At 33.3% G+C, this 15918-nt stretch carries 25 protein-coding genes and 1 riboswitch; of the genes, 15 read left to right on the forward strand and 10 right to left on the reverse strand.

The genetic code is table 11. The annotated features are described in order from the left end of the window. Nucleotides 1-413 precede the first annotated feature (413 nt). Nucleotides 414-833 (forward strand): FosB/FosD family fosfomycin resistance bacillithiol transferase, encoded by a 420-nt coding sequence (gene fosB, locus HMPREF3267_RS09530; protein ID WP_002479312.1) that lies wholly within the window; start codon nucleotides 414-416, stop codon nucleotides 831-833. A gap of 98 nt (nucleotides 834-931) precedes the next feature. Here fosB and HMPREF3267_RS09535 read toward each other — a convergent pair whose 3' ends face one another. The 4 genes from HMPREF3267_RS09535 to HMPREF3267_RS09550 all read right to left on the reverse strand — a co-directional run bounded on the left by HMPREF3267_RS09535 (nucleotide 932) and on the right by HMPREF3267_RS09550 (nucleotide 2757). Next, on the reverse strand, nucleotides 932-1288 hold the full coding sequence (locus tag HMPREF3267_RS09535; RefSeq protein ID WP_062078700.1) for a DoxX family protein: 357 nt from the start codon (nucleotides 1286-1288) through the stop codon (nucleotides 932-934). 98 nt (nucleotides 1289-1386) lie between these two features. Further along, nucleotides 1387-1605, reverse strand: a complete 219-nt coding sequence (locus HMPREF3267_RS09540; RefSeq protein WP_002459672.1) for a hypothetical protein — start codon at nucleotides 1603-1605, stop codon at nucleotides 1387-1389. Between the two features lie 36 nt (nucleotides 1606-1641). Next, on the reverse strand, nucleotides 1642-1926 hold the full coding sequence (locus HMPREF3267_RS09545) for a hypothetical protein (RefSeq protein WP_062078702.1): 285 nt from the start codon (nucleotides 1924-1926) through the stop codon (nucleotides 1642-1644). Between the two features lie 90 nt (nucleotides 1927-2016). After that, nucleotides 2017-2757, reverse strand: coding sequence for a poly-gamma-glutamate hydrolase family protein (locus tag HMPREF3267_RS09550; protein WP_002459670.1), 741 nt, complete (start codon nucleotides 2755-2757; stop codon nucleotides 2017-2019). A 206-nt stretch (nucleotides 2758-2963) separates the two neighbouring features. Here HMPREF3267_RS09550 and HMPREF3267_RS12360 point away from each other — a divergent pair, with 206 nt between their 5' ends. Both HMPREF3267_RS12360 and HMPREF3267_RS12525 read left to right on the forward strand, forming a co-directional pair. After that, on the forward strand, nucleotides 2964-3197 hold the full coding sequence (locus HMPREF3267_RS12360) for a hypothetical protein (RefSeq protein WP_002459669.1): 234 nt from the start codon (nucleotides 2964-2966) through the stop codon (nucleotides 3195-3197). A 76-nt stretch (nucleotides 3198-3273) separates the two neighbouring features. After that, nucleotides 3274-3510: a hypothetical protein gene (locus HMPREF3267_RS12525; protein ID WP_070866799.1), complete on the forward strand. Its 237-nt coding sequence runs from the start codon at nucleotides 3274-3276 to the stop codon at nucleotides 3508-3510. A gap of 166 nt (nucleotides 3511-3676) precedes the next feature. Here the strand turns inward: HMPREF3267_RS12525 and lnsA are convergent, their stop codons facing one another. Then, nucleotides 3677-4240 (reverse strand): lipoprotein N-acylation protein LnsA, encoded by a 564-nt coding sequence (gene lnsA / locus HMPREF3267_RS09560; protein ID WP_002479309.1) that lies wholly within the window; start codon nucleotides 4238-4240, stop codon nucleotides 3677-3679. Between the two features lie 246 nt (nucleotides 4241-4486). After that, a complete protein-coding gene (gene tsaT / locus HMPREF3267_RS09565) occupies nucleotides 4487-4675 on the reverse strand; it encodes a type II toxin-antitoxin system toxin TsaT (protein ID WP_002459666.1) in 189 nt (62 codons plus the stop codon). 447 nt (nucleotides 4676-5122) lie between these two features. Between tsaT and HMPREF3267_RS09570 the strand changes: the two genes are divergently transcribed. Further along, a complete protein-coding gene (locus HMPREF3267_RS09570) occupies nucleotides 5123-5326 on the forward strand; it encodes a YozE family protein (RefSeq protein ID WP_002459665.1) in 204 nt (67 codons plus the stop codon). Here the strand turns inward: HMPREF3267_RS09570 and HMPREF3267_RS09575 are convergent. Then, nucleotides 5318-5560, reverse strand: coding sequence for a hypothetical protein (locus tag HMPREF3267_RS09575; RefSeq protein ID WP_070823848.1), 243 nt, complete (start codon nucleotides 5558-5560; stop codon nucleotides 5318-5320). The genes HMPREF3267_RS09570 and HMPREF3267_RS09575 overlap by 9 nt on opposite strands. Nucleotides 5561-5795: 235 nt before the next feature. On the opposite strand from HMPREF3267_RS09575, the gene HMPREF3267_RS09580 reads away from it, so the two are divergent. Further along, nucleotides 5796-6380: a histidine phosphatase family protein gene (locus tag HMPREF3267_RS09580; protein ID WP_002459663.1), complete on the forward strand. Its 585-nt coding sequence runs from the start codon at nucleotides 5796-5798 to the stop codon at nucleotides 6378-6380. Nucleotides 6381-6605: 225 nt separating this feature from the next. Here the strand turns inward: HMPREF3267_RS09580 and HMPREF3267_RS09585 are convergent, their stop codons facing one another. Together HMPREF3267_RS09585 and HMPREF3267_RS09590 are read right to left on the reverse strand one after the other, a co-directional pair. Continuing rightward, the gene (locus HMPREF3267_RS09585) at nucleotides 6606-7115 is read right to left on the reverse strand and encodes a GNAT family N-acetyltransferase (RefSeq protein ID WP_002479307.1); all 510 of its coding nucleotides are present in this window, start codon (nucleotides 7113-7115) and stop codon (nucleotides 6606-6608) included. A 307-nt stretch (nucleotides 7116-7422) separates the two neighbouring features. Continuing rightward, on the reverse strand, nucleotides 7423-7845 hold the full coding sequence (locus HMPREF3267_RS09590; RefSeq protein ID WP_002459661.1) for an organic hydroperoxide resistance protein: 423 nt from the start codon (nucleotides 7843-7845) through the stop codon (nucleotides 7423-7425). A 142-nt stretch (nucleotides 7846-7987) separates the two neighbouring features. On the opposite strand from HMPREF3267_RS09590, the gene aroD reads away from it, so the two are divergent. After that, nucleotides 7988-8719 (forward strand): type I 3-dehydroquinate dehydratase, encoded by a 732-nt coding sequence (gene aroD, locus HMPREF3267_RS09595; protein WP_002459660.1) that lies wholly within the window; start codon nucleotides 7988-7990, stop codon nucleotides 8717-8719. A gap of 62 nt (nucleotides 8720-8781) precedes the next feature. Next, the gene (locus HMPREF3267_RS09600; protein ID WP_002459659.1) at nucleotides 8782-9321 is read left to right on the forward strand and encodes a nitroreductase family protein; all 540 of its coding nucleotides are present in this window, start codon (nucleotides 8782-8784) and stop codon (nucleotides 9319-9321) included. Nucleotides 9322-9373: 52 nt separating this feature from the next. Here the strand turns inward: HMPREF3267_RS09600 and HMPREF3267_RS09605 are convergent, their stop codons facing one another. Next, a complete protein-coding gene (locus HMPREF3267_RS09605; protein WP_002459658.1) occupies nucleotides 9374-9697 on the reverse strand; it encodes a thioredoxin family protein in 324 nt (107 codons plus the stop codon). Nucleotides 9698-9839: 142 nt separating this feature from the next. On the opposite strand from HMPREF3267_RS09605, the gene HMPREF3267_RS09610 reads away from it, so the two are divergent. The 8 genes from HMPREF3267_RS09610 to HMPREF3267_RS09645 all read left to right on the forward strand — a co-directional run bounded on the left by HMPREF3267_RS09610 (nucleotide 9840) and on the right by HMPREF3267_RS09645 (nucleotide 15505). Continuing rightward, nucleotides 9840-10196, forward strand: coding sequence for an arsenate reductase family protein (locus HMPREF3267_RS09610; RefSeq protein ID WP_002459657.1), 357 nt, complete (start codon nucleotides 9840-9842; stop codon nucleotides 10194-10196). A gap of 124 nt (nucleotides 10197-10320) precedes the next feature. Further along, on the forward strand, nucleotides 10321-10701 hold the full coding sequence (gcvH, locus tag HMPREF3267_RS09615) for a glycine cleavage system protein GcvH (RefSeq protein ID WP_002459656.1): 381 nt from the start codon (nucleotides 10321-10323) through the stop codon (nucleotides 10699-10701). A gap of 222 nt (nucleotides 10702-10923) precedes the next feature. Beyond that, nucleotides 10924-11310: a toprim domain-containing protein gene (locus tag HMPREF3267_RS09620; RefSeq protein WP_002479304.1), complete on the forward strand. Its 387-nt coding sequence runs from the start codon at nucleotides 10924-10926 to the stop codon at nucleotides 11308-11310. Beyond that, nucleotides 11303-11602 carry a thioredoxin family protein gene (locus HMPREF3267_RS09625; protein WP_002459654.1) on the forward strand — a complete coding sequence of 100 codons (300 nt, stop codon included), beginning with the start codon at nucleotides 11303-11305 and terminating at the stop codon, nucleotides 11600-11602. Before HMPREF3267_RS09620 ends, HMPREF3267_RS09625 begins: the two co-directional genes overlap by 8 nt. 54 nt (nucleotides 11603-11656) lie before the next feature. Next, a riboswitch (SAM riboswitch) is annotated at nucleotides 11657-11765 on the forward strand. Nucleotides 11766-11850: 85 nt separating this feature from the next. Further along, nucleotides 11851-12876: a methionine ABC transporter ATP-binding protein gene (locus tag HMPREF3267_RS09630; protein WP_062078706.1), complete on the forward strand. Its 1026-nt coding sequence runs from the start codon at nucleotides 11851-11853 to the stop codon at nucleotides 12874-12876. Next, nucleotides 12869-13564, forward strand: coding sequence for a methionine ABC transporter permease (locus tag HMPREF3267_RS09635; RefSeq protein ID WP_002479302.1), 696 nt, complete (start codon nucleotides 12869-12871; stop codon nucleotides 13562-13564). The genes HMPREF3267_RS09630 and HMPREF3267_RS09635 overlap by 8 nt, the downstream gene beginning before the upstream one ends. Nucleotides 13565-13585: 21 nt before the next feature. After that, nucleotides 13586-14398 carry a MetQ/NlpA family ABC transporter substrate-binding protein gene (locus HMPREF3267_RS09640; protein WP_002459651.1) on the forward strand — a complete coding sequence of 271 codons (813 nt, stop codon included), beginning with the start codon at nucleotides 13586-13588 and terminating at the stop codon, nucleotides 14396-14398. 189 nt (nucleotides 14399-14587) lie between these two features. Continuing rightward, nucleotides 14588-15505, forward strand: a complete 918-nt coding sequence (locus tag HMPREF3267_RS09645) for a metal ABC transporter solute-binding protein, Zn/Mn family (protein WP_062078708.1) — start codon at nucleotides 14588-14590, stop codon at nucleotides 15503-15505. Nucleotides 15506-15918: the final 413 nt, after the last annotated feature.

Below are 15918 nucleotides of genomic sequence, written 5' to 3' on the forward strand. Positions count from 1 at the left end.
GGGACAGCATTCATTATGAATTCGTAGTCCCGCCTCGCCAAGGTTGACTAGGATTGAAAAAGCTTGGTATAAACGTATTTTTAATCCAGTCAACTATTGCCAATATATCGTTCATAGCCTAAAACGTTATGATGTCTCAGACGCATCACCCTTAGCGTTATATTTTAATGTTAAGGGTGAAATTTTATATAAAAGAACAAAACTAAGCTAGTTGAAAATTTTGAAATAGTGGTGACATACTTATCCCAATAAAATAGGGAATGAAAGTAATAAAATGTGTCTTTAATTAAGGAATGAGCTATACAAAGGAGAAAATCGTATGTATTCAGAGCAAGAAACATATGACTTTATTTTATCGGTAGCTCTAAGACGCTTATGACAGATTAATATAGAAAAAATAAAGGAGAGATATAATGATACAAGCCATTAACCATATTTGTTTTTCTGTAGCTGATTTAGCGACATCTATAGACTTTTATGAACGTATTCTTCAAGGTGATTTATTAGTACAAGGACGAACTACAGCTTATTTTAATATTGGAGGATTGTGGATTGCTTTGAATGAAGAACAAAATATACCAAGAAACGAGATTCAATATTCCTATACACATATTGCCTTTTCTATTGAAAATAAAGATTTTGATGCTTGGTATGATTGGCTTGAAAAACATGAAGTACCTATTTTAAATGGACGACTAAGACATCTTAAAGATAAAAAATCAATTTACTTTACAGATCCAGATGGTCATAAATTAGAACTTCATACTGGCACGTTGCAAGATCGTCTAGCTTATTATAAAGATGACAAACAACATATGACTTTTTATGTATAAAGTAAGCAGAATAGTGTTATATAAAAATAGTAAAGAAGTTAAAACAAAAAGCACGCCACACAGCATATTATGATGCAGTGAGGCGCAAGTTATAAATATTAATATGGTTGAAATAATTTTTTCCATTGATAGCTAACGGCTATAGCTATACTCATAACTAATAATAAAAGAGGGAGTTCTGAAGCCATATAGCCTTGCGGTAAGTGAACCGTGAAATGTGCACCAAGCATAATGACTATGAAGCCAATAGCGATGTAATTAGTTAATAGACCGACAATCATCATGATACCACCAACAAGTTCAAAGAGGCCTAATAAAATGCCGACAAATGCAGGGAAGCCCATATTAGACATCATTGTCATAGGCTCGTGAAAACCACCGATTGCTTTTTGAGCACCATGAACAGTGAATGTAATGCCTAACATGACACGAATTAGAAGAAGGCCAAATTTCAAAAAATCACCCTTTCAATAGTATATTTAGTATAATAAATATACTATAACAATAAAAATATTACGAGGCAAGTTTATGCACCTCGCAAAACATATGATTACTATTTATCAAAGATTTTTATTTCTGTAGTTTCTGATTGTATATCAATCACCAACGTATCATCGAAAAGATATGTAGTGGGCGTTTCACCTTTTAAGTCAATTTCTGCTAATATTTGAAAACTACTATCATCAATTGGCTCTATAACTGAAAGGCTTTGTTCAAATTCTTGAACAGCGATGTTGCGTTTAGATTGAATATGAATATCCCATGCTGGCATGTTATCACTTTTTTCATTATCGTATAGTTCTATATATTAACTAAAACTTTGTTCAAATTCTACAAAAGTTTTAGTCGTTACACTTATATGATTGATGCGATCCCCTGACACATCACCATTAATATAACCATTATTAATGAGCACCTTACAATTTTCAACAAAATCATGATAATCTCTATCACAAAAATAGGCGTCTTGTGCTGATACAGAATCTTTAAAGTCGTTTGCTTTATCCTCAGGTTGACCAGCATTTGAGCGTTCCATGTAAAGTTTGTAAAACTTTGCAATGGTATATTTTTGTTCTTGCGTTAATTCATCCATAAATATGCCTCCTAAAAAACATCATATACCTATAAATACCCTCTATATAGTCAGGAAATGTTTTGAACGGCATATTGTAATAAAAATGTCTTATTTTGCTTTTTCTATCCCTTTATGAACAGCTTTCGCAAATTTATAAAAAGTATGCGTGTAATTATCACTGTTATTACGTGTTGTTTTATCTAGTTTCAAGTCTTTAAAAAAGAGTTGACGTTGTTTCGTAGTTAACTCCAATTGCACACCTGAATCAGTGCCATTTTGATTAACAAAATTATCTTCCGACATTGCTTCAATTCCTTTAGGGCTAGACTTAATAGTAAAGCCAGCTTTGCGCAGTTCAGTGCGAATCGCTTTGGCCATATATTTGTCTTTTCCACCGATGTAAATAAGTGGATCTTCACCATTAAAGCCATGAACCGATATCGTTTCTTTTGTAGCTGCTAGCATATTCATTAATTGAGGTTCATCATAATTGGTTGAAGTAATATGTAAACGTTGATTATCTGCAGGTAATAATCCTTGAAAACTATAAAAATCATACTTCCCTATATTAGCAATGCGGCGAGCAATTTCAGTCGATCCAGGTTCAATCCCACCACCATGTATGGCAGTGATTAAAATATTATCGTTTTTCACATGCTTAGTGCTAATTTTCCAGTCTTTGTTTTGTGTCGTGTGATGCTTTAAGTCATTAAAATCTTTGTAGGTATCTGAGGTTTGGTTAACGGCATTTTGACGCGTAAAATAAATCGCACTAAAAAGGGCGATAATTGTTATAATAAGGCCAATAACCAAGGCATAATAATATTTTTTATTCCAGTGTCGTTGCATAAAAACTCCTTTTAGTAAAAAATAATATAAAACTTAAACTTTAGAAAGTATAATTGAAAACAATTTAAATATAAAGCATTTGCGGCTTTAAAGCATTATAAATGCTAAAAAAATTAAATAAATTTAAAGATTAACGCATATAATACATAAAATTCATCCAAACTTTACAAAAAAAGGATAGAAAATAAGTGAAGGACGTGATGATTATGAATAAAGATCTATTAAGAAAATACTTCCAAAACGAAGATTTTCACCCCATTACTATTGTCGTAGGAGCCAAAAGAATCACCCTAGAAAACGACATAAACATCGACTACCAAAACGAAGTCATCATCTATCCCATGCCCCAAACCACACGAATCATACCATTCACATCCATCACCTATATCGACCTAAAAGACACAAAAAACACCCACATCAACCTATACAAACTAGAATAGGGGCCCCAACAAAAAGGAATGCGCCAAGCATTTCAACGAACAACGCAAGTTGGGGTGGGGGCCCCAACAAAAAGGAATGCGCCAAGCACTTCAACAAACAACGCAAGTTGGGGTGGGGGCCCCAACAGAGAGAAATGCGAAGCGCATTTCGTCAAGCACAGCAAGTTGGGGTGGGCCCAACAGAGACAGTTTGGCACATCATTATATTTTAGGCTATGAACGATATATATTGGCAGTAGTTGACTGGATTGAAAATACGCGTATATCAAGCTTTTTTCATCCATTTTTCGGATGTTTTATATGTAAAATGTAAATATATATTAAAAGAAAAAGAACTTAAATACAAGATATATACGGGTAATATAGGAGTGATATCTTGAACGTTAATTTAATGTATATGATTATGTAAAGCATATGAATACTGCAAACTAGCTTTAATGTATCGCCATTATATCACTAAAAATATGCCTTTATATTTTTTAATAATCATAAACGAGTTTCAAGCGATAGTCTTTGGAAAAATTGTCTACAAGTGCATAAGGGGAAATAATTTTTAAGCCTTGGTCATTAATTGCATTGTCACTAACACCATATTTATAAGCTTGATAGATAATTTTGGTACAATATGTATAATTTTCACTCTTCAAGTTTAATGTTACGAGATAGGTTTTATCGCTGTCTTTGTAATGCGCTTTTGCCCATTGTGCTGCTTTGATACCAGCGCCTGGTTTAACACTACGATAAACCTTTATCCAGTCATTTTTTCCGTCGCCAAACCGATGTTTAAATGATTCAAAAGATTCCACAATTGGTTTGTCACCAGGTCCTTCAATCTGGAGTACAGTATCATGGTCTATGGCAATACTTGAATGTCCAAAAAAGCCGAATAAAACAGGACCTTTTGTTAAAATAATATCGCCTGGCTGCAGCTTGAAATCTTTATTGTGTATACGAGTGTTTTGAGTCTCAGTAGCTGGTATTAAGCTGACAAAAAACAAAATAACACCAACAATAATAAATATATTTAATCTTCTTAAAACCAACTCAACAAACACCTTCTATCTATCTAATAGTTTACCCAATTATAGCAAACAATCGACGGGCCCCCAAGCACAGAATAACTGGCTAAAATAGTTTTTTAACAAAACAAGCTGGGGTGGTTGAAGCTGTCTTCTAAACAAGCGAGCTTAAATATATAAAGAAGCACAAAGATGACTTATTTTAAACCATCTTTGTGCTATTATTTTGGGAATGATGTCCCAGTTTGTTTTGTTCATACAATAGAGCTTCTATAATACGCCAAATATTAAAACATATATGAGAAGTGCAATACCAAATATATAGAACACCACTGTAAAGCCAAGATATGATTCTTTTTTTGAACCAGCTTTTGTTCGAAGCAATTTAAATAGTATCAAAGATGCAGCAACGACAAAAATGATGCCTAACCATAATAAAATTGTTAAATGTGTGCTCATCTTAGCCACCTCCTATAGACAATTAACTTTATACATTATTCTATGATTAATTTTAATTCATTATAACACTTAATAGAAAGATGTATAAAAGCCAAAGCTAAACTAATGATGGAAAGAATCACTCTTGAAAATATAGTCGTTCTATCATAGCAATTGCAATGAAATATTTTATTTCACAATTTAGACACATTTATCAAAATATAATTAATTTTGTGAAAAAATATACTTTTAAAGGTGATTAATGTCGATATATGTGGATTAGTAAAGCCATTGATGATGTGAAATTATTTTCACCTTTACTAAGAACAATGATATAAGCGCACAACACTATTAAAATTGTATGAAAATAACATGCACAATCTTTAGTAATCTGCTAAGATATAATAAAATAAGAAAGTAAGTTTTAATAAACCTAATAATCAAAAGAAATTAAGGGGAGGTATAACGATGACATTTTATGACTTTATCATCGATTTTAGTAATGATGATACACCATTAGGCTATTTAGCAAACTATATTTTGAATGATTGCGAATTCCCAAAAGATGAAAAAAATAACAAAATTATTCGCGAATATGTGATATCAAAATATGCCAATCAGCAACTGATTGAAAGTACTAATAGAGCCATTAGCTTGTATAAATTAGTTTGATTGTGTGTAGTACCAATTCTGTTCATGTAAAGCTTGCCATACATCCCGTGTTTTAAAGTTAATTTCATTCCCTTTAATGGAATATGGTTGGATGATTTCATTATCAATCCAACTGCTAATGAGTTCATGTGGTACGCCGTCAAGCACCATGTCACTCTTGCTAACAATTAAACATTCCCATTCTAATGAGAGATTATTAGGATTAACATACTTGTATTCACTTTTAGTAATCATCACAAACACTCCTTAGAAATTGTAAATCCAATGTTAAGTTATACCCGTATATATTTAAGTCAAACACAACCTAGTCATTTTTATTGTGATAGTAAGCAAGCTGCAATGATAATAAAGTGCTAAGATAATTAATGATACATGTGGAATCGTGATAAAATAAAACTATAGACCTAAACCGTTACGTTGATGTGACGGTTTTTATTACATCATATGTTGCAGGGTTAGGAGTGTTTTTATGGAAAAAATATTATATTTAATGCGACATGGACAAACATTATTTAATTTAAAAGGAAGAATCCAAGGTTCAAGCGATTCGCCATTAACTGACTTAGGTGTACAACAAGCACAAGCAGCGGGTCATTATTTCACGCAACATCAAATTAAATTTGATAGCGCAGTGTCATCTACACAAGAACGTGCATCGGATACATTAGAACATGCAATTCCTGGACAACCATATACGCGACTTAAAGGATTAAAAGAATGGTCTTTTGGTTTATTTGAAGGGGAGAGTATTCAATTACTACGCAAAATTAAACAGCCAGGTGTACTATATGGAGATTATGTTGTACCGTTTGGTGGTGAGGCAAGACAAGCAGTACAGACGCGTATGATAGAGACATTAACACAGGTGATGGAACATGATAGCCAAGGATGTACATTAGCAGTGAGTCATGGGAGCACAATTGGGGTCTTTTTAGATTATTGGGTTGAACGCGAGCAGTTTTTCGAAGCGGGAAATTGCCATATCTTAAAATTTTCATATAAAGATGGCGCATTTAAGTTTATTGAAGTGATAAATCCTATTAATGATAATTGAAAAATTAACAATATGTTGAGGTATTATTACTAGAGAAATTAGAAAGTGGGACAGAATTTATTTTGAATTTGTATTCTCGCCTTAGCAAAATTGACTAGGATTGAAACAAGCTTGATATAAGCGTATTTTCAGTCCTTGTCAGCTACTGCTAATAAAGTAGGAGAACTTGTTGACAGTTTAAAGCTGCACTAGCAAATCGCTAGAGCAGCTTTATTTTAAACATTTTTAATCATTCTTTTGTTTTGCACGTTTAGTATGGTAAATAAGCCAATGAACATCTTGATATTCATCGTTAATTTTATAGGCATCTTCTTCATAGCCTAAAGTCTCAAATCCTATGGAGCTATACATAATCTTATCACTTATGTTATTAGAAATAATAGACGTCATAACTTTTTCAATTTGATGATCTTCGGCATATTGCAAGATATGACGAATCAAAGCTTTGCTGTAATCATGGTTATTTTCTTTAACAAACAGGTCTTCAAAGTTTGCTTTATGCTCTCTACCGACAAACTGAATTTGATAATATGTGGCTGCCGCTACAAGTTCATTTTGATCAAACATCCCAAAGATATAAGCATAAGTCATATCTGGAGATAATAGTAGATTTAAATTTTCTTCAGTGATATGAGTTAAATAAATTTTATCCCAATTAAAGGCATGGTCTCCGGTTTCTAATAACGCTTTATATTGTGCTAAGTCATCCAACGTCAATATTCTAATATCACTCATAGCGTCCTCCATTAATAAAAAATAAAGTCTTGTATTAAGATGATAATAAAATAAATAAACTAACAATGCAATATGCTAAGGTTTGAAATTTATATATTTATTTCATTCTTTTTTAAAAAAGGTATTATTACAATGGTATTTTGTTAGAAAAGTGGCGTATTTGTACGGTGCTAAAATCTAGGGAAAACGCATGAGAGCGTAGAGATTTGAAGAAATGAAAAGACGGAATCGCAGCCATTGCTGACTGATCAATTCCGTCATAAAAAAGACATAAAATTTATTTTTAGATGATATGAGTTAACTATCATTAGTCGACGACTTCGACACTTAAATCAACATCGATATTACCCCGTGTTGCTTTTGAATAAGGGCAAAATTCGTGAGCATCTTGTAAATATTTTTCCGCATCTTCTTGAGATAATACATTTTTAACTTTTGCATGGATGTCTACAGATAATTTCGGACTTTCTGACTCTGAATCATCCTCTAAGCGCACCGTTAATGTAACTTCTGGTTGTGCATCTCTTACTTTATTTTGTTTTAAAATTAAATCAAATGCACCATTAAAGCATGAGGCGTATCCAGCAGCAAATAATTGTTCTGGATTTGTCGCATTCCCATCAGCTTGTTGAGGTGGTAATACATCTACATTTATCGCTTTATCGTCTGTTTGAACGTGTCCTTTACGGCCACCAACGTTTGTTGCTTTTGTTTCATATTGTACTGCCATGAATAAAGACCTCCTAAAAATGTTTGTACTCATGCTATACCCACTGCAATTTGTTTCAATCATCGAACACCAATATTTGTCATAGTTAGTCGTTGTCACTTAAAATATAATTAATAAGCGAATTTAAAAGTGAGGGATCACCATGACTAAAGTAAACATAGCAGCAACGATTGCACCTAAAGGCCGTTTAGATCACACGTTATTAGCAAAGATAGAACGTGATCATCATGCTATTGATATTATAGAGCTTAGAATTGATCAATGGCAGACGGATATAGATCGTTTACTACAAGATAATTTGGAACAACTGGCAACATTGTCTTTCAAACCTCAAATCTTAGTGACGTATCGTACAGAATCACAAGGGGGTCAAGGGGTTTTAGATGAGCAAAATTATCTCGCGTTACTAAAACGATTGGCTAAAGTTCAAGGCATTGATATGGTCGATGTGGAATGGCATAATCATTTACCATTTGATATTTATCATCAATGTATATCACATTTGAAAGCACAACATAAAGCGGTTATCTTATCACATCATAATTTTCAACATACACCGGAGAGTGAAGCATTACATTTTATCTTTTATAAAATGAGTCAATTTCCAGCTGACTATTTGAAATTAGCAGTGATGCCTGAAAATCAAAGTGATGTACTAAGATTATTAGATGTATTGTCGATTACAGCGCAATCAGTTGATCAACAGGTCATTGGTATTTCGATGTCATCACTTGGTGTGATTTCCCGTACGGCTCAGGGGCTATTTGGAGGTACAATGTCTTATGGCTGTATTGACACACCTAAAGCGCCTGGTCAAATACAAGTTACGCAATTACATGACATCATCAATTTCTATCAAAAATACGATAATTGAATAATCTCATAAACTCGCATATAATTGATAATAGTTATCAACGAAAAAGGGAGAGATACGTCGTGGAATTACAAGAAGCGATTGCAAATAGAAGAAGTATTAAGAAATTTAAACATGATGTCGAAATCGATGATAAAGCATTATATCAAGCGATTGAACAAGCAGCAGATGCACCAAACCATGGCATGCGAGAACCTTGGCGCATGATTCACATTACAAAGGATAGACTAGGGGATATGAGTGAAGCAATCACGCCTTATGCATTCCCAGATAGTGTGGATAAACAGCAAGATCATTATCAAACGGTAACGCGTTTAGGCGGTATATTGGTATTGGTTGTGAAAACAGATCCACGCCAACGTCAAAATAGAGAGAATTTCTTTGCTTTGGGTGCTTATGCTCAAAACTTAATGTTATTATTACACGAAGCAGGAATTGGCACTTGTTGGAAAACACCACCTTATATTTTTGAACCTAAAGTACGTAAAATCTTTGGTATCGCTGGTGATGAAGCCATTGCAGGATTGTTATATCTTACAGACTTATCAGTTGATATGCCACATGTTCAACGTAAAAACAAAAATCTTATAGAAAAATTCTAATAAATAAAGCATGAAGTTACGACTGGTTATGTCGGAACTTCATGCTTTTGCTTTATGCTTGAAATGTTTCAGCTAAAAAAGTTTCAACCTGTTCGGGTGATTTCGCATTTGCTGAATGTAAGTGTGCTAATTTTTCACCATTTTTAAAGATTAATAAACTAGGAATGCCCATTACATCATGATTTGCAGCAACATCTTCTAACTCATCTCGATTGACTGAATACCATTGATAGGCATTGTATTTTTCAATTATAGGGTCAATCCATAAATCCATTGCTTTACAATCTGGGCACCAACCCGCTTCAAATTTTATGATGACAGGCTGATCACTTTGAATAATCTTATTAAAATTTTCAGTTGTTTGTATACTTTCCATATTGATGCGCTCCTTTAGTCAATGTCGTAATCGTATTATAACTAAATTTACTTTTTTAATAAAAAATTCAGCTTAAAAAATAGAGCGTTTTCATTTAATATCTGTTATATTAAACGTAACTACTATAGGAGGTTACAACTGAATGATAAAATTTTATCAATATTCTAATTGTACAACTTGTAAAAAGGCTGCAAAGTTTCTAAAAGATTATGGCGTTAGCTTTGAACCAATCGATATTGTGCAACATACACCAACTAAAAAAGAATTTGAACAAATCATTAAGAAAACAGGTGTGGAAGTTAATAAACTATTTAATACACACGGTGCTAAATATCGTGAATTAGGGCTTAAAGATAAGTTGAAAGACTTAACGCAAGATGAAAAATTAGAGTTATTAGCTGGCGATGGTATGTTGGTAAAACGTCCACTTGCAATCTCAGGAGATAAAATCACACTTGGATTTAAAGAAGACCAATATAAAGAAACGTGGTTAGCATAATATAATACAGTTTACATATATTATTATATGTGCAGAAATTATTCAAAGTTTTATGAATAATAGTTGAATGAATGCAGACGGTATGGCATCATTAAACTGTAATTATTTTTAGGAGGGGATTTTCGTGACAGTACCGAGCGAATTAAAATATTCTAAGGAACATGAATGGGTGAAAGTTGACGGAAATGTTGTAACAATTGGTATTACTGAATACGCGCAAGGCGAATTAGGTGATATTGTATTCGTTGAACTACCAGACGTTGATGATGAAATTAACGAAGGGGATACATTTGGTAGTGTTGAATCTGTTAAAACAGTGTCAGAACTTTATGCACCTGTTTCTGGAAAAATCATTGAAACAAATGAAGAGCTCGAAGATAGTCCTGAATTTGTGAATGAATCACCATTCGAAAAGGCTTGGATGGTTAAAGTTGAATTAGATGATGAAAGCCAATTAGATGAATTATTATCTGCAGAACAATATGCTGAAATGATTGGCGAATAAAAGCGATGAACTCCTTGATATACGTATCTTGGAGTTTTTTCTATCATCAGTTATAAACAAAGGTATATGACCAGTTTATTGGTAATATAACATTTTGTTAACATGATTAATCTAAACGCAACAAAATAATAATTATTTTTACAGCATTTCAATGTTTAGAGACACGCGTTTTTGTATAGAAGTAACTGTCTTATAATATGTAACTGTAGAAGGTGGATGAACATGACACTTGTAAATAAAGTTATTATTGTAGAAGGTAAATCAGATAAGAAAAGGGTACAACAAGTAATTGCTGAGCCCGTTCACATTATTTGTACACACGGTACAATGAGTATAGATAAGATAGATGATATGATAGAATCACTTTATGGCAAACAGGTTTTTATCCTGGCAGATTCAGATGATGAAGGCGCCAATATTCGTAAATGGTTTAAACGCTATTTGAGTGAAAGTGAACATATTTATATAGATAGAACATATTGCGAAGTTGCGCGCTGCCCTAAGAAATATTTAGCCAAAGTACTGCACAAGCATGGGTTCATGGTTCGACAAGAACAACAGCTCATGCCTCATTTAAACATGGAAAGGTTCGTCTTAGCGAATGACTAAAGATATCAACATCTCTGAAATAACAGAGCATGCACAACAACCACGTCACCTTATCTTTGGTTATACACCAATGTGCGGAACGTGTAAAATATCTGAACGTATGTTAGATATTGCTAATGAAATGTTACAACTACCAGTAACCAAGCTTGATTTGAATTTCTATCCGGAATTTAGTGAACATTATCAAATTCAATCAGTCCCTGTGTTACTGCTAATGAATCAAACACAAGAGTTGAAACGAATCTATGCATTTCAATCGGTGCCTTATTTGTTAGAAAATTTAAAAAAGTAGTTGACGAAATATTACCATAATGGTAGGATTAAAATTAATTAAATAATGCGAAAACTCTTATCGAGAGAGGTGGAGGGATGTGCCCTGCGAAGCCCGGCAACCGTCTATATTAGAAATAGAAATGGTGCCAATTCACATAAAGTTAAACTTTAGAAGATGAGAGAAAGGATATATAAATGCTTTCTCAAACATCTAAAGTTTGAGGAAGCATTTTTAATTAGATACAGCTACATAAGGAGGCACTTAACGTGATTGAGTTAAAACAAGTTGTTAAACGTTATCACACAAAGAAAAAAGATGTTCTCGCAGTTGATCACGTTGATTTAAATATACCAACTGGTTCGGTTTACGGTGTGATTGGATTTTCTGGCGCCGGTAAAAGCACATTAATCAGAATGTTCAATCAACTCGAGTCCCCAACGTCAGGAGATATCATCATCGATGGTGATAACATGAGTCAGTTATCTAAGTCAGAACTGCGTTTAAAACGCCAAAAGGTAAGCATGGTTTTTCAACATTTTAATTTATTATGGTCAAGAACCGTATTAAACAATATTAAATTTCCCCTTGAAATTGCAGGCGTTCCGTCAGGACTTGCTGTCAAACGTGCGCTTGAGTTAGTTGAATTAGTGGGTTTAAAAGGTAGAGAACATGCGTATCCTTCTGAATTATCAGGTGGACAGAAGCAAAGAGTAGGCATTGCGCGTGCACTTGCGAATGACCCTGATGTTCTATTATGCGATGAAGCGACAAGTGCCCTTGATCCGCAAACAACAGATGAAATTTTAGATTTGTTATTAAAAATTAAAAAAAGTCAGAGCTTAACGATCGTGTTAATTACACACGAAATGCACGTCATTCGACGCGTGTGTGATCAAGTTGCTGTCATGGAGAATGGCCGTGTGATTGAGCAAGGTAAAGTAAGTGATGTCTTTGAAAATCCGCAACATGAAGTGACACGTCGTTTCGTAAAAGATGATTTAAATAACGATTTTGAGGAATCATTAGATCAACTCGAGCCACTAGCGCACGATGCTTATGTCGTGCGTCTAAACTTTAACGGTGATAACACGACACAACCTATCGTGTCTTATATTACGAAAACACATAACATAGACGTTAATATTCTTGAGGCAGATATTAAGAATACGCGCAATGGCACAATAGGATTTTTAGTGATTCATATACCACATATTTCAGAAGTAGACTTTAATCATTTTACTGAAGGATTACATAAAAAAGGTGTCAATGTGGAGGTGCTAAGACATGGGTAAATCATATAGCGAAATCTTCCATGAGATGGTGACAATGCCAAATGTGCAATGGCCAGAAGTTTGGACAGCGATTTACGAGACACTCTACATGACTATTATATCAACCATTTTTGCGTTTATTTTTGGCTTGATTTTAGGTGTGCTTTTATTCCTATCAGCGAAAAGTAATTCAGTAGGTGCACGTATTTTCTATAGTATTGTGTCATTTGTAGTCAATTTATTTAGAGCGATACCATTTATTATTTTAATCTTGCTGCTAATTCCATTTACAAGCATTGTCTTAGGTACGATTAGTGGACCAACGGGAGCCTTGCCAGCACTTATCATTGGTGCTTCACCATTTTATGCAAGATTAGTTGAAATCGCCTTTAAAGAAATTGATAAAGGTGTCATTGAAGCTTCAATTTCAATGGGTGCTACCACGCTTACCATAGTAAGAAAGGTATTACTTCCTGAATCGATGCCAGCACTCGTTTCCGGCATTACAGTGACAGCAATTGCTTTAGTTGGTTCAACAGCTGTTGCCGGAGTTATTGGTGCAGGTGGTTTAGGTAACCTAGCTTACCTTACTGGTTTCACTCGTAACCAAAATGATGTCATTTTAGTTTCGACGGTATTTATTTTAATTATTGTATTTATAATTCAATTTATTGGGGATTGGATTACAAATAAATTAGACAAACGATAAGAAGGAAAGAGGAATGATTAGATGAAGAAGATTTTAACTTTAGTTGCAGTATTCGTATTAACGATCGCATTAGCGGCTTGTGGTAAAGGAGACAGTGAAGATAAAACTATTAAAGTCGGCGCTTCACCTGCACCACATGCTGAAATTTTAGAAAAAGCTAAACCATTATTAGAGAAAAAAGGATATGACTTAAAGATTCAATCAATCAATGACTATACAACGCCAAACAAATTATTAGATAAAGGTGAACTCGATGCCAATTACTTCCAACACACACCTTATTTAAAAACAGAAAGTAAAGAAAAAGGTTATAAAATTGAATCAGCTGGTAACGTACACTTAGAACCAATGGCTGTTTACTCTAAAAAATATAAAAGTTTAAAAGATTTACCAAATGGTGCAACAGTTTATGTTTCAAATAACCCAGCTGAACAAGGTCGATTCTTAAAATTCTTTGTGGATGCAGATTTAATTAAAATTAAAAAAGGCGTAAAAATTGAAGATGCGAAGTTCAGTGACATTGTAGAAAATAAGAAAAATATTAAATTTAATAACAAACAATCGGCAGAATTTTTACCTAAAATCTACCAAAACCAAGATGTAGATGCAGCAATTATCAATTCAAACTATGCAATTGATCAAAAATTAAGTCCTAAAAAAGACTCAATCGTTCTTGAAAAAGCAACAAACAACCCATATGCGAATTTAATTGCAGTAAGAAAAGGCCATAAAGATGATAAAAAAATTAAAGCTTTAATCGAAGTATTACAATCTAAAGAGATTAAAGACTTCATTAATAAAAAATATGACGGTGCAGTAGTACCAGCCAAATAATAGCTAAAAACCCGAGAAGGTCAATTTAATTGAGTATCTCGGGTTTTCTGCATGTATAAAGATATTTTGTGAGATTACTAATATAAGAAAATTTATATTAACAACAAAAAATTTGTTTAAGGGCTTGATTTATTTAGAAACTAGGTATATAGTTTTAAGCGTAATAATTACGATTTAGAGGAGTAGGTTATGAAGAAGTTATTAGTAGGTATATTAACCATTATTTTAACGATAACACTTACAGCATGTGGTGGTGGTAAGAGCGAGGACAATAAAAAAGTAAGTACGGATAATAAGCTAAATGTTTATACGACCGTCTTTGCGTTCCAAAGCTTTATTGAGCAAATTGGTGGTAAATATGTCAATGTGAAATCAATCTATCCGAAAGGCACGGATATACATAGTTATGAGCCAACGCAAAAGGAAATGACAAATATTGCTAAGAGTGATTTATTTGTTTATTCTAGCGATGATATGGATCCAGTTGCCAAAAAAATTGGCAAAGCCATCAATAAAGATGATAAGAAATTACAATTAACTAAAGATATGGCTAAAAAAGACATGATTAAAGCAGATGAAGATGAGGACACACAACATGACCCACATGTATGGTTAGATCCTGTACTCAATAAAAAATTTGCTAAAGAAATCAAAGATGAACTTATTGCCAAAGATAGTAAGCATAAACAATATTATGAAGATAACTACAAAAAATTAATCAAAGATATCGACCATATTGATCAACAAATGAAAGATATCTCAAAAAATAAAAAACGAGACAAAGTCATTATCTCACATGATTCACTTGGATACTTGGCAAAACGCTATGATTTTGAACAAGAAGGCGTAAACGGTATGAATGATGACGAACCAAGTCAAAAGAAAGTCATGGATATCGTCAAAGAAATCAAAAAATCAAAACAGCCGTATGTATTGTATGAACAAAATATTCCACACAAAACAACGGATGTCATTAAATCAGAAACAGATACGAAACCATTAAGTTTCCATAATATGGCTGTGCTAACAAAAGATGACAAAGATGCAACATATCAGTCATTGATGGCTAAAAATATTAAAACATTAAGACAAGCATTAACTGAATAATACAGATACAGTCGTAATAGTGTGCAGATAAGAATTTGTAGCTCAACAAGCATTTTAAGCATCATTCATGTCTGATTGTAAAATCAGTTTGGAACATCTTTATGTTTTAGGCTAAGAACTATATATTGACAGTAGTTGACTGGATTGAAAACACGCTGATACCAAGCTTGTTTTCATCCTAGTCAACCTCTATGGGGCGGGACTACGAATTTATTATGAATTCTGTCCCGCTCCTATTTTTCTATGAATATGGTAATTATAAATCTTGTAGTATAGTATTTTTCTGGGAAAGAGATATTTAACTTAAGCGTTAAACTCAAGCTGAACGTCAGCCGTGATTTAGCTCTGATTTTACAGTATGCAACCCAATAAGACACATACTGTAGTGAATCTTTTTCGAAAAGATGTTTATG

The organism is Staphylococcus sp. HMSC62D11 (assembly GCF_001839145.1).
Classification (GTDB): Bacteria; Bacillota; Bacilli; order Staphylococcales; family Staphylococcaceae; genus Staphylococcus; species Staphylococcus lugdunensis.